The sequence below is a fragment of the Xenophilus sp. genome (genome assembly GCF_044462705.1).
In the GTDB taxonomy this organism is placed as follows: Bacteria; Pseudomonadota; Gammaproteobacteria; order Burkholderiales; family Burkholderiaceae_C; genus Xenophilus; species Xenophilus azovorans.
This window is the reverse complement of sequence record NZ_JBIQNC010000133.1, coordinates 1-14,871: the sequence shown is the minus strand read 5'-3', so window position 1 is coordinate 14,871 and position 14,871 is coordinate 1. Positions and strand designations below refer to the sequence as shown.

The following is a 14,871-nucleotide window of genomic DNA, read 5'->3' as shown; positions in this document are numbered from 1 at the left end:
TCTCGGCCGACGAGTTCATCGAGCAGCTCGAATCGGAGCACCGCATCAAGCCCGAGGTGCGCGAGGCGCGCGGCATGGGCTTCGTGCAGTAGCCGGGCGAAGGTCCACCAAGGGTGTGCCGACCGGGCCTTGAGGCCCGGCCAGGCGCCCCCCTCCTCCAGGCAGCCTCCGGCGGGGGCGGCGCCATCCTCCTGAAGAACGATGCACCGGCGCCGGCCATCGTTCTTCTGCCGTGCGGCCCCCTGACGGCTGGAGGGATGCCGCTGCGCCCCGAAGCGCGGGACATTGGGGTTTCCACTCCAGCGCTCCCCGCATGGCCCCCACCCCCATTCCCGTCCCCCGCCGCCAGGCCTGGAGCGTGCTCGCGGTCAGCACGCTGGCCTTCACTGTGTGCTTCATGGTCTGGATGATGTTCGGCGTCATCGGCATTCCGCTGAAGAAGCAGCTCGGCCTGAGCGCCACCGAGTTCGGCCTGCTGACCGCGATGCCGGTGCTCACCGGCTCGCTGGTGCGCGTGCCGCTGGGTATCTGGACAGACCGCTACGGCGGCCGCATCGTGATGACGATCCTGATGGCCGTGACCGTGCCTGCGATCTGGCTCATGGCCTATGCCACGCAGTACTGGCACTTCCTCGCGATCGGGCTGTTCGTCGGCCTGGCCGGCGGCTCGTTCTCGGTCGGCACGCCCTATGTCGCGCGCTGGTTCCCCAAGGACCGCCAGGGCATGGCCATGGGCGTGTACGGCGCGGGCAACTCGGGCTCGGCGGTCAACAAGTTCGTCGCGCCGGCGCTGATGGTGGCCGGCGGCTGGACGCTGGTGCCCCAAGTCTACGCAGCCATCATGGCCGGCACGGTGGTGTTGTTCTGGCTGTTCAGCGCGCACGACCCGAAGCACCTGGTGCCCAGCAGTGTGCGCTTTTCCGACCAGCTCAAGGCGCTCAAGGACCCGCGCGTGCTCAAGTACTGTCAGTACTACAGCATCGTGTTCGGCGGCTACGTGGCGCTGGCGCTGTGGATGGTGCAGTACTACGTCAGCGAGTACGGCCTGGACATCCGCGTCGCCGCGCTGCTGGCGGCCTGCTTCTCGCTGCCCGGCGGCGTGCTGCGCGCCATCGGCGGCGTGCTGTCGGACCGGTACGGCGCGCACAAGGTCACCTGGTGGGTGATGTGGGTCAGCTGGATCTGCCTGTTCCTGCTGAGCTATCCGCAGACCGAGTTCACCATCGCCACCGTCGACGGCCCGCGTACCTACTTCATCGGCCTGAACGTCGTCGCCTTCACCGCACTCATGGCCGTGCTCGGCGTCGCCTGGGCCTTCGGCAAGGCCAGCGTGTTCAAGTACATCAGCGACGACTACCCCGACCACATCGGCGCCATCAGCGGCATCGTCGGCCTGGCCGGCGGGCTGGGCGGCTTCGTGCTGCCGATCCTGTTCGGCGCGCTGCTGGACTTCACGGGCATCCGCTCCAGCGCCTTCATGCTGCTGTACGGCGTGGTCTGGATCTCGCTGATCTGGATGTACTGGACCGAGGTGCGCCGCACCGACGTAATGGGGCCTCCCGCCGCCGCACGCCACGCCTGAGACGGAGCCGAGCATGAACGCCGCCACCCCCAAGTCCACCCCCCGTGCCGCCGGGCGTGCCGGCCGCACGCTGCAGATCTGGACCCCGGAGGACAAAGCCTTCTGGGTGCAGGAGGGCGAGGCCATCGCCAAGCTCAATCTGTGGATCTCGGTACCCGCGCTGTTCCTGGCCTTCGCCGTCTGGCAGGTCTGGAGCGTGGTCGCCGTGAGCCTGCCGGGCCTGGGCTTCCGCTACTCCACCAACCAGCTCTTCTGGCTGGCCGCGGCGCCGGCGCTGTCGGGCGCCACGCTGCGCATCTTCTACTCCTTCATGGTGCCGCTGATCGGCGGGCGGCGCTGGACGGCGATCTCCACCGCGAGCCTGCTGATCCCGGCCATCGGCATCGGCATCGCGGTGCAGGACCCGACCACGACCTATCCGACCATGCTGATACTGGCGCTGCTGTGCGGGCTGGGCGGGGGCAATTTCAGCTCCAGCATGGCCAACATCAGCTACTTCTTCCCCAAGGACCGCAAGGGTTCGGCGCTGGGCGTGAACGCGGGGCTGGGCAACCTGGGCGTGTCGGTGGTCCAGTTCCTCAGTCCCATAGTCGTCACCGTCGGCGTGCTGGGCATCTTCGGCGGCGCGCCGCAGACCATCGTGAAGGACGGCGCGCAGGTGCAGGTCTGGATGCAGAACGCCGCCTTCATCTGGGTGCCGTGGATCGCGCTGGCCGCCGTCGCGGCCTGGTTCGGCATGAACGACGTGGCCGACGCGAAAGCCTCCGTCGCCGCGCAGGCCGCGATCTTCGTGCAGAAGCACAACTGGCTCATGTGCCTGCTGTACCTCGGCACCTTCGGCTCCTTCATCGGCTTCGCGGCAGGCTTTCCACTGCTCATCAAGAGCCAGTTCCCCGACGTGAATCCGCTGGCCTACGCCTGGCTGGGCCCGCTGGTGGGCGCGGTGGTGCGGCCCTTCGGCGGCTGGCTGTCCGACAGGATCGGCGGCGGCGTGGTGACCGTGTGGAACTTCCTCGTCATGGCGCTGGCCGTGCTGGGCGTGCTGTATTTCCTGCCCAAGGGCGCGGGCAGCTACGCGATGTCCTTCGGGCCGGCGGCCGGCAGCTTCACGGGCTTCTTCCTGATGTTCCTGGCGCTGTTCGTGACCACCGGCATCGGCAACGGCTCGACCTTCCGCATGATCCCGATGATCTTCAACACGCTGGCCCTGCGCGGCGCCGGCCCGGGCGCGGCCGAGCAGGCCGCGGCGACCAAGGAGGGCAACGTGCTGGGCGCCGCCGCCGTCGGCTTCGCAGGCGCGCTGGGCGCCTACGGCGGCTTCTTCATTCCCAAGAGCTACGGCAGTTCCATCGCCGCCACCGGCGGGCCGGAGGCCGCGCTGTGGATCTTCGTCGCCTTCTACCTGCTGTGCGTGGTGGTCACCTGGTGGTACTACGCGCGCCGCCATGCGCCCATGCCCTGCTGAACCCCCACGAGACAACGAGCCATGAGCCACTTCCTCGACCGACTGACCCATTTCCGGCTGCCGCAGGAGAGCTTCGCCGACGGCCACGGCCGCACCACCGGCGAAGACCGCACCTGGGAGGACGCCTACCGCGCGCGCTGGTCGCACGACAAGATCGTGCGCAGCACGCACGGCGTGAACTGCACGGGCTCGTGCTCGTGGAAGATCTACGTCAAAGGCGGCATCGTGACCTGGGAGACCCAGCAGACCGACTACCCGCGCACGCGCTGGGACATGCCCAACCACGAGCCGCGCGGCTGCGCGCGCGGCGCCAGCTATTCCTGGTACCTGTACAGCGCGAACCGCGTGAAGTATCCGATGGTGCGCGGCCGGCTGCTGGAGCGCTGGCGCGCGGCACTGAAGGTCAGCAGGAGCCCGGTGGATGCCTGGGCGCTGATCGCCGAGGACGATGCCGCGCGCCGCGACTACCAGGGCGTGCGCGGCATGGGCGGCTTCGTGCGCGCCGGCTGGGAGGAGGTCAACCAGCTCGTCGCCGCCGCCAACGTCTACACCATCAAGCGCCACGGGCCAGACCGCATCATCGGCTTCTCGCCGATCCCGGCCATGAGCATGGTCAGCTACGCGGCCGGCAGCCGCTACCTGAGCCTGATCGGCGGCGTGTGCATGAGCTTCTACGACTGGTACTGCGACCTGCCGCCGGCCAGCCCGCAGGTGTGGGGCGAGCAGACAGACGTGCCCGAATCGGCCGACTGGTACAACAGCCACTACATCATCGCCTGGGGCTCCAACGTGCCGCAGACGCGCACGCCGGACGCGCACTTCTTCACCGAGGTGCGCTACAAGGGCGCCAAGACCGTGGCCGTGACGCCCGACTACAGCGAGGTCGCCAAGCTGGCCGACGTCTGGCTGCACCCCAAGCAGGGCACGGATGCGGCACTCGCCATGGCCATGGGCCACGTGGCGCTCAACGAGTTCTACTTCAAGCAGCGCAGCGCCTACTTCGACGACTACGCGCGCCGCTACACCGACCTGCCGATGCTGGTGCTGCTGAAGGAGCACCGCCTGCCCGATGGCAGCGTGGTGCAGGTGCCCGACCGCTACCTGCGCGCCAGCGATTTCAACGGCAGGCTGGGCCAGCAGAACAACCCCGAGTGGAAGACGCTGGCCTTCGACAGCGACGGCCGTGCCGTGCTGCCGCACGGCTCCATCGGCTTCCGCTGGGGCCAGGACAGCGAGCAGGGACGCGACGACGCCGGCAAATGGAACCTGGAGGACAAGGAGGCGCGCCACGGCGCCAATGTCAAGCTGAAGCTCTCGGTGCTCGAGGAAGGCGCGCAGGCGCACGAAGTCGTGGAGGTGGGCTTTCCGTACTTCGGCGGCATCGAGACGCCGCACTTCACCGCCAATGCGCAGCAGGGTGACGTGAACCGGGCGCGCGTGCCGGCGGTGCGCCTGCGCCTGGGCCAGGACGGCGAGTACCGCGAGGCGCTGGTCGCCACCGTGTTCGACCTGCAGGCCGCGCAGTACGGCATCGACCGCGGCCTGGGCAGCGGCGCCGCCGGCTACGACGACGACGCGCCCTACACCCCGGCCTGGGCCGAGAGCATCACGGGCGTTCCGCGCCAGCAGATCGTGACCGTGGCGCGCGAGTTCGCCGCCAACGCCGACAAGACCCGCGGCAAGTCCATGGTGATCATCGGCGCGGCGATGAACCACTGGTACCACTGCGACATGAACTACCGCGGCGTCATCAACCTGTTGATGATGTGCGGCTGCATCGGCCAGAGCGGCGGCGGCTGGTCGCACTACGTGGGCCAGGAGAAGCTGCGCCCGCAGACCGGCTGGACGGCGCTGGCCTTCGCGCTCGATTGGGCCAGGCCGCCGCGCCAGCAGAACAGCACCAGCTTCTTCTACGCGCACACCGACCAGTGGCGCTACGAGAAGCTGGGCCTGGACGAGATCGTGAGCCCGCTGGCCGACCGCAGCCGGTACGGCGGCAGCATGATCGACTACAACGTGCGCGCCGAGCGCATGGGCTGGCTGCCCAGCGCGCCGCAGCTCAAGGCCAACCCGCTGGGCATCGCCGCCGAGGCCGAGGCCGCGGGCCTCGCCCCGCGCGACTACGTGGCCCGAGCGCTGCAGGACGGCACGCTGCAGATGAGCTGCGAGGACCCGGACGCGCCCGAGAACTGGCCGCGCAACCTCTTCGTATGGCGCAGCAACCTGCTGGGCTCCAGCGGCAAGGGCCACGAGTACTTCTGCAAGCACCTGCTGGGCACCGACCACGGCGTGCAGGGCAAGGACCTGGGCCCGGACGACGCCAGGCCGCAGGAGGTGAAGTGGCACGCGAACGCGCCGCAGGGCAAGCTGGACCTGCTGGTCACGCTGGACTTCCGCATGAGCACGACCTGCCTGTACTCCGACGTCGTGCTTCCCACCGCGAGCTGGTACGAGAAGAACGACCTCAACACCAGCGACATGCACCCCTTCATCCACCCGCTGTCGGCGGCGGTGGACCCGGTGTGGGAGTCGCGCAGCGACTGGGAGATCTACAAGGGCTTCGCCAAGGCCTTCAGCGAGGTCTGCGTGGGCCACCTGGGCGTGGAGCGCGACACCATGCTCACGCCGCTGATGCACGACACGCCCGCCGAGCTGGCCCAGCCCTGCGGCGTGGCCGAGTGGAAGAAAGGCGAGTGCGAGCTCGTCCCCGGCAGGACGGCGCCGCAGGTCACGGTGGTCGAGCGCGACTACCCCAACACCTACAGGCGCTTCACTGCACTGGGGCCGCTGATGGACCGGCTCGGCAACGGCGGCAAGGGCATCGCCTGGAAGACCGGCACCGAGGTGGAGCAACTGGGCCAGCTCAACGGCCTGACCACCGAGCCCGGCGCGACCGAGGGCCGCCCGCGCATCGTGAGCGACATCGACGCCTGCGAGGTGATCCTGCAGCTGGCGCCCGAGACCAACGGCCACGTCGCCGTGAAGGCCTGGGAGGCGCTGGGCAAGTTCACGGGCCGCGACCACGCGCACCTGGCGCTGTACCGCGAGGACGAGAAGATCCGCTACCGCGACATCCAGGCGCAGCCGCGCAAGATCATCAGCAGCCCGACCTGGAGCGGCATCGAGAGCGAGACCGTCAGCTACAACGCCGGCTACACCAACGTGCACGAGCTGATTCCCTGGCGCACGCTGACCGGACGCCAGCAGTTCTACCAGGACCACCCCTGGATGATCGCCTTCGGCGAGGGCTTCTCCAGCTACCGCCCGCCGGTGGACATGAAGGCCACGGCCGGCATGCAGGGCATCAAGCCCAACGGCCATCCGGAGATCGCGCTGAACTTCATCACGCCGCACCAGAAGTGGGGCATCCACAGCACGTACACCGACAACCTGCTGATGCTCACGCTCAACCGCGGCGGGCCGGTCGCGTGGATCAGCGAGGAGGACGCGAAGCGCGCCGGCATCGAGGACAACGACTGGATGGAGATGTTCAACCTCAATGGCGCGGTGGCCGTGCGCGCGGTGGTCAGCCAGCGCGTCAAGCCCGGCATGGTGATGATGTATCACGCGCAGGAAAAGATCATCAACACGCCCGGCAGCGAGATCACCGGCGTGCGCGGCGGCATCCACAACTCGGTCACGCGCATCGTGCTCAAGCCCACGCACATGATCGGCGGCTACGCGCAGTACAGCTACGGCTTCAACTACTACGGAACCATCGGCACCAACCGCGACGAGTTCGTCGTGGTGCGCAAGATGGCCCGGGTGGACTGGCTCGACACGCCGCGCGGCGACCACCTGGCCGCGGCCTACCGATCGCAGGGCGAGAACCCCTGACGAGCTGCACCACGACAAGGAACCTGCGATGAAAGTCAGAGCCCAGATCGGCATGGTCCTGAACCTGGACAAGTGCATCGGCTGCCACACCTGCAGCGTGACCTGCAAGAACGTCTGGACCAGCCGCCCCGGCGTGGAGTACGCCTGGTTCAACAACGTCGAGACCAAGCCCGGCATCGGCTACCCGAAGGAATGGGAGAACCAGGAGCGCTGGAACGGCGGCTGGGTGCGCAAGGCCGACGGGTCCATCGTGCCGCGCCAGGGCGGCAAGTGGCAGCTGCTGATGAAGATCTTCGCCAACCCGAACCTGCCGGAGATCGACGACTACTACGAGCCCTTCACCTTCGACTACGAGCACCTGCAGACCGCCAAGGAGATGAAGGCTTCGCCCACCGCGCGCCCGCGCAGCCTGATCACGGGCCAGCGCATGGAGAAGATCGAGTGGGGCCCGAACTGGGAGGAGATCCTCGGCGGCGAGTTCAGCAAGCGCAGCAAGGACGCGAACTTCGAGGCCGTTCAGAAGGACATCTACGGCCAGTTCGAGAACACCTTCATGATGTACCTGCCGCGCCTGTGCGAGCACTGCCTGAACCCCACCTGCGTGGCCAGCTGTCCGTCGGGCTCGATCTACAAGCGCGCGGAGGACGGCATCGTCCTGATCGACCAGGACAAGTGCCGCGGCTGGCGCATGTGCGTCTCGGGCTGCCCGTACAAGAAGATCTACTACAACTGGAAGAGCGGCAAGGCCGAGAAGTGCATCTTCTGCTACCCGCGCATCGAGGCCGGCCAGCCCACCGTGTGCTCCGAGACCTGCGTCGGCCGCATCCGCTACCTGGGCGTGCTGCTGTACGACGCCGACCGCATCGAGGCTGCCGCCAGCGTCGAGAAGGACATCGACCTGTATCGGGCGCAGCTCGACATCTTCCTGGACCCGAACGACCCCGAAGTGATCGCGCAGGCGCGCCGCGACGGCGTGCCCGAGGCCTGGCTGATCGCCGCGCGCAACAGCCCGGTCTACAAGATGGCGGTGGACTGGAAGGTGGCGCTGCCGCTGCACCCCGAGTACCGCACGCTGCCCATGGTCTGGTATGTGCCGCCGCTGTCGCCCATCACGTCTGCCGCGAACGCCGGCCACGTGAGTGCCAACGGCGAACTGCCCGACGTGAACCAGCTGCGCATCCCGGTCAAGTACCTGGCCAACCTGCTGACGGCCGGCGACACCGTGCCCGTGGTGAAGGCGCTGGAGCGCATGCTCGCCATGCGCGCCTACCAGCGCGGCAAGCACGTGGACGGCGCGCCCAACCGGGCGGCCATCGACCAGGTCGGCCTGTCGGTGGCCGAGGTGGAGCACATGTACCAGGTCATGGCCATCGCCAACTACGAGGACCGCTTCGTCATCCCCACCACGCACCGCGAGTACGCCGAGAACGCCTTCAACGTGCGCGGCGGCTGCGGCTTCAGCTTCGGCAACGGCTGCAGCGAAGGCGTGACCGAGACCAGCCTGTTCGGCAGCGAGAAGAAGCGGACCATCCCGATCCGCGTCGACTTGTGAGCGCAGGGAGAAACGGCATGAACACCACCGGCATCAGTTTCACCCTGCGCGCGCTGGCGCACCTGCTGCGCTACCCCGACGCCGCCATGCGCGCGCACCTGCCCGACATCCACACCGCGCTGAACGCCGAAGACGCCATCGGCCGCGTGCGCCGCGCCGAGCTCGACGCGCTGATGGACCGGCTGCTGGCCGAGGGCCTGGACGCCGAGACCGTCTACGTGGACCTGTTCGACCGCGGCCGCGGCACCGCGCTGCACCTGTTCGAGCACGTGCACGGCGACTCGCGCGACCGCGGCCCGGCCATGGTCGATCTGGTGCGCACCTACGAGGCCGCCGGCCTGCTGCTGGACCCGGCCGAGCTGCCCGACCACCTCACGGTGCTGCTCGAATACGCCTCGACCCAGCCCGTGCGCGAGGCGCGCGCCTTCATCGGCGAGTTCGCGCACATCCTGCAATCCATCGTCGCCGCGCTGCAACGCCGGGGCAGCGACCACGCGGCGGTGCTCGCCGCCGTCCTCGATCTGGCCGGCCAGCCGCTCGCGCCCGGCGCCGCCGTGCCCGAGGAGGAGGCGCTGGACGCGAGCTGGGAGGAGCCCGCCGCCTTCGGCGGCTGCAGCAGCCAGGGCCAGGCCGCGCCCGGCACGCCGCAGCCCGTCCACCTGATGCGCCGCCAGCCGCCCTCCGGCGCCGCACGCTGAACCCCGAGGAGCCCTGCCATGCCACTGGCTATCCACAACTTCCTGTTCAACGTCTACCCCTACGTCTGCCTGGCGGTGTTCCTGATGGGCAGCCTGGCCCGCTTCGACCGCGACCAGTACACGTGGAAGAGCGATTCCTCGCAGATGCTGCGCGCGCGCCAGTTGCGCTGGGGCAGCAACCTGTTCCACGTCGGCATCCTGTTCCTGCTGTTCGGCCACACCGTGGGCCTGCTGACGCCGCATTTCATGTACGGCTGGCTGATCACCGCGCCGCAGAAGCAGATGCTGGCCATCGTCTCCGGCGGCATCGCCGGCTTCGTGTGCTTCGTCGGCCTGACGATGCTGCTGCACCGGCGCATCTTCGACCCGCGCATCCGGCTGACCAGCCACCGCACCGACCTGGCGATCCTCGTCATCCTGTGGGTGCAACTGGTGCTGGGCCTGGTGACGCTGCCGCTGTCCTGGGGCCACCGCACCGACGCCAGCGCCATGCTGATCCTGGCCGACTGGGCGCAGCGCATCTTCACCTTCCGGCCCGACGCCTCGGGCCTGGTGGCGCTGGACTGGCCCTTCAAGGTGCACATGGTGCTGGGCATGACGATCTTCCTGCTGTTCCCCTTCAGCCGGCTGGTGCACGTGTGGAGCGGGCTGGCCTCGGTGGCCTACCTGGTGCGCCCCTACCAGCTGGTGCGCTCGCGGCGGCTGAACGTGCCGCCCGCACACGACCCGGCCAGGCGCCAGGGAGGCCGGGCATGAAAGCGCTGGAGACGCACGGGGGCTGCGGCGGCAGCGGCGCCTGCTCCTGCCAGGGCACGGACGAGCCTTCGATGCCGCGCATCGAGGCACCCGTCGAGCCGCCGGTGGACCGGCCCCTGCCGCAGGTCAACGGCGTGCCGCTGTGCGGCGCAGCCGAGTTGCTGGACGCCGCCGAGCTGCGCCGGCGCGCCTGCACCGAGCTGCTGCGCCAGGCCGCCATCGCCCAGGGGCTGCTGCCCGACGACGACCCGGCGCCGCAGGCCGGCGCCATCAGCGAGGCCGCGGCCGGCGCCATCGAGCGCCTGCTCGACGGCGCCCTGCAACTGCCCGAACCCAGCGAGACCGCCTGCCGCCGCCATCACGCGGCCCATGGCGCGCGCTACGCCGTCGGCGAGCGCGTGCACGCACGCCACGTGCTGTTCGCCGTCACGCCCGGCGTGGATGTGAATGCCCTGCGCCAGCGCGCCGAGGCCTGCCTGCTCGACGTGCGCAACGCCACGCCCGACGAACAGGCAGCCGGCGACCGCTTCGCCGCGGCCGCGGCCGTCAGCAGCAACTGCCCCAGCGGCGCACGCGGCGGCGACCTGGGCTGGCTCACGGTGCGCGACTGCGCCCCCGAGTTCGCGCGCGAGCTGTTCGGCCATGCCGAGGTCGGCGTGCTGCCGCGCCTGGTGCACAGCCGCTTCGGCCTGCACGTGGTGCAGGTGCTGGCGCGCGAACCCGGCACCGTGCCCCCCTTCGAGCAGGTGCACGCCGCCGTCGCCCAGACGCTGCGCCAGCGCAGCTTCGCCACCGCGCTGTCGCAATATCTGCGGCTGCTCGCCGGCCAGGCGCGCATGGCCGGCGTGGACCTGGAAGGCAGCGAGACCCCGCTCGTGCAATAGGGCCATAGAGCGACAGGGCCGGCCATGCCCGGAGAAGACCTGCTGGCGCGCCTGCGCCGCTTCCACGACGGCGCGTTCCCGCTGCAGGCCGGGCGCTTCCGCGAGCTGGTGGAAGCCGGCCGGCTCACGCAGCACGGCTGGCACTTCGTGATCGAGGACGGCCAGGTGCACGTGTTCGACGTGGCGAGCGGCCGCTTCGTCGCCGCCAGCGAAGCAGGCCATGCGGGCACCGGGCCCTACCGCCTCCACGAGGAGCCCGCAACGGGCTCTCTTGATGCAGATCAAGCGTAGCGGCATTGCGCCCTGCGGCGGCGAGCGGGCCGCGCAAAATTCAGGTTCCCATGATGTCTGCCCCCTACCTGCTGCGTGCCCTTGCCGCTGTCGGCATCGGCCATGCGCCACCCTCGTCCGGCGATGCGCGCTGACCCTCGCATGCACCGGCCGCTGGCCGCCAAGCTCGGCGCCATCGGCTGCCTGTTGCTGGCGCTGGCGCTGGCTGCCATCGGCCTGACGCTGTGGGTCACCTGGCAGCTCGAAGGCGGCGCCGCGGCCGTCAACGAGGCCGGCCGCATGCGCATGCAGACCTGGCGGCTGGCGCAGACCCTGTCGGCCGGCGACACGCCGCTGCTGGCGCCCCGCATGGCCCAGCTCGACCAGAGCATGGCCCTGCTGCGGCGGGGCGATCCGGCGCGTCCGCTGGCCGTGCCGCGCGAAGCCGCCTCGCGCGCCGCGCTGGCCGCGGCGCAGCAGGAGTGGGCGTACCTGCGCGAGCGTTGGCAGCACGGCGACGCCACGGCGCCGCAAGCGGCGCAGGTGGCGGCCGAGGCCACGGCCTTCGTCGCCACCATCGACCGCCTGGTCGACACCATCGAACGCCAGCTGGCACGCTGGACCACGCTGCTCAACAGCGCCCAATTCGCCATGATGGCGCTGGCCATCGCCGCCGCCATCACGCTGCTCTACGCGGCCCAGCTGCTGGTGTTCAGCCCGCTGGCGCGGCTGCAGGCCGGGCTGGCGCGGATCGAGGCGAGCGACCTGTCGGCCCGCATCGATGCGGCCGGCGACGACGAGTTCGGCGCCGTGGCCCAGGGCTTCAACCGCATGGCCGCACGCCTGCAGGACCTGTACGCCAGCCTGGAGCGCCGCGTGCAGGAGAAGACCGAACACCTGGAGGCCGGACGCGCCCGCCTGGCCGCGCTGTACGAAGCCGCCGCATGCGCCGCGCGGGCCGATACGCTGCAGACGCTGGCCCAGGGATTCGCCGCGCACACGCGGCGCGTGGCGCGCGCCGATGCCTGTGCGGTGCGCTGGTCCGACGAGCAGAACCGCCGCTACGTGCTGCTGGGCGCCGACCGGCTGCCGACCGCACTGGCCGAAGCCGAGCACTGCGTGCCCACCGGCGACTGCTTCTGCGGCCAGCCGCAGGGCGGCGCGCACACGCGCGTGTTCCCGCTGACGGACCTGCGCGGCGGCCGGCCGAACGGCCGCATCGACGCCGGCCAATGCCGGCGTGCGGGCTTCGCCAGCATGGTCAGCGTGCCGGTGCGGCTGCATGAGCGCATGGTCGGCGAGATCGACCTGTTCTACCGCGCCCCGGAGGCACTGGCCGACGACGACCGCGCCCTGCTCGACGCGCTGGCCAGCCATCTGGCCGGGGCGATGGAAGCCCTGCGCGCCGACGCTCTGCAGCGCGAGGCCGCGCTGGCCGAAGAGCGTGGCCTGCTGGCGCGCGAGCTCCATGATTCCATCGCCCAGAGCCTGGCCTTCCTGAAGATCCAGGCCTCGCTTCTGCGCGATGCCCTGGCCGGCGACCCGGCCGGGCAGACTGCACGCGTGCGGGATGCCTTGTCCGAGCTGGACGCCGGCATTCGCGAAAGCCTGTCCGACGTGCGCGAGCTGCTGCTGCACTTCCGCACCCGCACCAACGCGGAAGACATCGCGCCGGCCCTGCGCAGCACGCTGACGAAGTTCGAGCACCAGACCGGCCTGCCCGCGGTGCTGGACATCGCCGGCGAAGGCATGGCGCTGCCGCCCGACGTGCAGGTGCAGGTGCTGCACGTGGTGCAGGAAGCGCTGTCCAACGTTCGCAAGCATGCGCAGGCGCGCGGCGTGCGGGTCGAGGTGCGGGCATCGCCCCAATGGGTGGTGCAGGTGCGGGACGACGGCTGCGGCATGGAAGCCACGGCCCGGGCGCCCGACGAGACGCACGTGGGCCTGCGCATCATGCGCGAGCGCGCCGCCGGCATCGGCGCGGCCCTGGAGATCGCCTCCGCGCCCGGCGCAGGCACCTGCGTGACGCTGACCCTGCCGCGCCTGGAGCCGGCCGCCGCCATCACCACCGAGACCGCCTGATGCCCGAGCCGATCCGCCTGCTGGTCGTCGATGACCACACCCTGTTCCGCCGCGGCCTGACCGCGCTGCTGGCCACGCAGCCCGGCCTGCAGGTGGTCGGCGAAGCCGGCGATGCGGGCGAGGCGCTGCGCCGCGCGGCCGAACTGCAGCCCGACGTGGTGCTGCTGGACCACCACCTGCCCGGCGTCAGCGGCGTGGATGCGCTGCAAGGCATCCGGCAGGCCGCGCCGGCTGCGCGCGTGCTGATGCTGACCATGAGCGAGGACGCCGACACGCTGGGCCGGGCGTTGCAGCAAGGCGCCCACGGCTATCTGCTCAAGACCGTCGACAGCGAGATGCTGGTCGACGCCATCGCACGCGCGCTTCGCGGCCAGTCCACCGTGAGCCTGGAGATGACGGACAAGCTCGTCAGCGCCTTTCAATCCCTGCAATCCGTGCCGGCACCTGCCGAGCCCGCACCGGCGGCCGATCCGCTGGCCCAGCTGTCGCCGCGCGAGCGCGAGATCCTGCAGGAGATCGCGGCCGGCGCCAGCAACAAGGAGATCGCACGCCGGCTGGCCATCGCCGAGACCACGGTCAAGATCCACGTGCAGCACATCCTGCGCAAGCTGGAGCTGAGCTCGCGCGTGCAGGCCGCGGTGCTGCTGGCCGGACGGAGCGCGGGCAGCTGATGCGGGCGGACCTCAGGCCGACGCGCCGCACACCTCCAGCACCTGCGCCCCGTACTTCTCCAGCTTGCTGGCGCCGATGCCGCTGATGCCCTGCAGGTCGCCCAGCGAAGCCGGCGCGCGCTGCGCGATGGCAGCGAGCGTGGCGTCGTGGAAGATGACGTAGGCCGGCAGGTTGTTCGCCTTGGCGACCTCGGCGCGCCAGGTCTTCAGCGCGGCGAAGCGGGTTTGGCCGGCGGCATCCAGCGGCGCCGCGGCGGCGGCCACCGCCGGCGCCTTGCCCTCGCCGCGGCTGCGCCGGCTGCGCGCGGAGGGCGTGGGCGAGGAGATGGACTCGCGCAACCGCACCGGCACCTCGCCCTTGAGCACGGCGCGCGAGCCGTCGGTGAGCTGCAGGGTGTTGAACTTCTCCGCGTTCACCGCCACCGCGCCGATGGCGATGAGCTGGCGCAGCACGCCGCGCAGCTGCGGCTCGCTGAACTCGGCGCCGATGCCGAAGGTGCTGACGCGCTCGTGGCCGAACTGCCTGACCTTCTCCGTGGCCTTGCCGCGCAGGATGTCCATGATGTGCCCGGCGCCGAAGCTGATGCCGCTTTGCTGCTGCACGCGGTAGATGGTGCTGAGCAGCTTGCGCGCGGCATCGGTGCCGTCCCACACCGCGGGCGGCGTGAGGCAGTTGTCGCAGTTGCCGCAAGGCTGGCTTTCCTCGCCGAAGTAGCGCAGCAGGCGCACGCGCCGGCAGTCGGTGGCCTCGGCCAGCGCCAGCAGCGCGTCGAGCTTGCCGCGCATGACCTGCTTGAACTCCTCGGGCCCGGGGCTCTCGTCGATCATGCGGCGCTGGTTCACCACGTCCTGCAGGCCGTAGGCCATCCAGGCCTCGGCGGGCAGGCCGTCGCGGCCGGCGCGGCCGGTCTCCTGGTAGTAGCCCTCGATGTTCTTGGGCATGTCCACGTGCGCGACGAAGCGCACGTCGGGCTTGTCGATGCCCATGCCGAAGGCGATGGTCGCGACCATCACGACGGCCTCCTCGCGCAGGAAGCGGTCCTGGTGGCGCTGGCGCACGGCGGCGTCCAGGCC

The 14,871-nt window shown here is 70.3% G+C and carries 11 protein-coding genes; 10 read left to right on the top strand and 1 reads right to left on the bottom strand.

What is annotated here, in order from left to right; genetic code table 11:
• Positions 1-313: 313 nt before the first annotated feature.
• The 10 genes from ACIY1X_RS18050 to ACIY1X_RS18005 all read left to right on the top strand — a co-directional run bounded on the left by ACIY1X_RS18050 (position 314) and on the right by ACIY1X_RS18005 (position 13,797).
• A complete protein-coding gene (locus tag ACIY1X_RS18050; RefSeq protein ID WP_399683078.1) occupies positions 314-1,582 on the top strand; it encodes a nitrate/nitrite transporter in 1,269 nt (422 codons plus the stop codon).
• Positions 1,583-1,595: 13 nt separating this feature from the next.
• A complete protein-coding gene (locus tag ACIY1X_RS18045; protein ID WP_399683077.1) occupies positions 1,596-3,047 on the top strand; it encodes an MFS transporter in 1,452 nt (483 codons plus the stop codon).
• 21 nt (positions 3,048-3,068) lie between these two features.
• Complete coding sequence (locus ACIY1X_RS18040; protein ID WP_399683076.1) at positions 3,069-6,884, top strand: nitrate reductase subunit alpha; 3,816 nt, start codon at positions 3,069-3,071, stop codon at positions 6,882-6,884.
• Between the two features lie 28 nt (positions 6,885-6,912).
• A complete protein-coding gene (gene narH / locus ACIY1X_RS18035; RefSeq protein WP_399683073.1) occupies positions 6,913-8,436 on the top strand; it encodes a nitrate reductase subunit beta in 1,524 nt (507 codons plus the stop codon).
• 17 nt (positions 8,437-8,453) lie between these two features.
• Positions 8,454-9,134, top strand: a complete 681-nt coding sequence (gene narJ / locus ACIY1X_RS18030; protein ID WP_399683070.1) for a nitrate reductase molybdenum cofactor assembly chaperone — start codon at positions 8,454-8,456, stop codon at positions 9,132-9,134.
• Between the two features lie 18 nt (positions 9,135-9,152).
• Positions 9,153-9,890, top strand: coding sequence for a respiratory nitrate reductase subunit gamma (narI, locus tag ACIY1X_RS18025; protein ID WP_399683067.1), 738 nt, complete (start codon positions 9,153-9,155; stop codon positions 9,888-9,890).
• Positions 9,887-10,774, top strand: a complete 888-nt coding sequence (locus tag ACIY1X_RS18020; protein ID WP_399683065.1) for a peptidylprolyl isomerase — start codon at positions 9,887-9,889, stop codon at positions 10,772-10,774. The genes narI and ACIY1X_RS18020 overlap by 4 nt, the downstream gene beginning before the upstream one ends.
• Before the next feature lie 24 nt (positions 10,775-10,798).
• On the top strand, positions 10,799-11,065 hold the full coding sequence (locus ACIY1X_RS18015) for a hypothetical protein (protein WP_399683063.1): 267 nt from the start codon (positions 10,799-10,801) through the stop codon (positions 11,063-11,065).
• Between the two features lie 123 nt (positions 11,066-11,188).
• A complete protein-coding gene (locus tag ACIY1X_RS18010; RefSeq protein ID WP_399683061.1) occupies positions 11,189-13,126 on the top strand; it encodes a type IV pili methyl-accepting chemotaxis transducer N-terminal domain-containing protein in 1,938 nt (645 codons plus the stop codon).
• Positions 13,126-13,797 carry a response regulator gene (locus ACIY1X_RS18005; protein WP_399683059.1) on the top strand — a complete coding sequence of 224 codons (672 nt, stop codon included), beginning with the start codon at positions 13,126-13,128 and terminating at the stop codon, positions 13,795-13,797. The genes ACIY1X_RS18010 and ACIY1X_RS18005 overlap by 1 nt, the downstream gene beginning before the upstream one ends.
• Before the next feature lie 12 nt (positions 13,798-13,809).
• Here the strand turns inward: ACIY1X_RS18005 and ACIY1X_RS18000 are convergent.
• Positions 13,810-14,871 (bottom strand): RQC domain-containing protein (locus ACIY1X_RS18000; protein WP_399683055.1); only part of this gene is annotated, 1,062 nt, incomplete at its 5' end.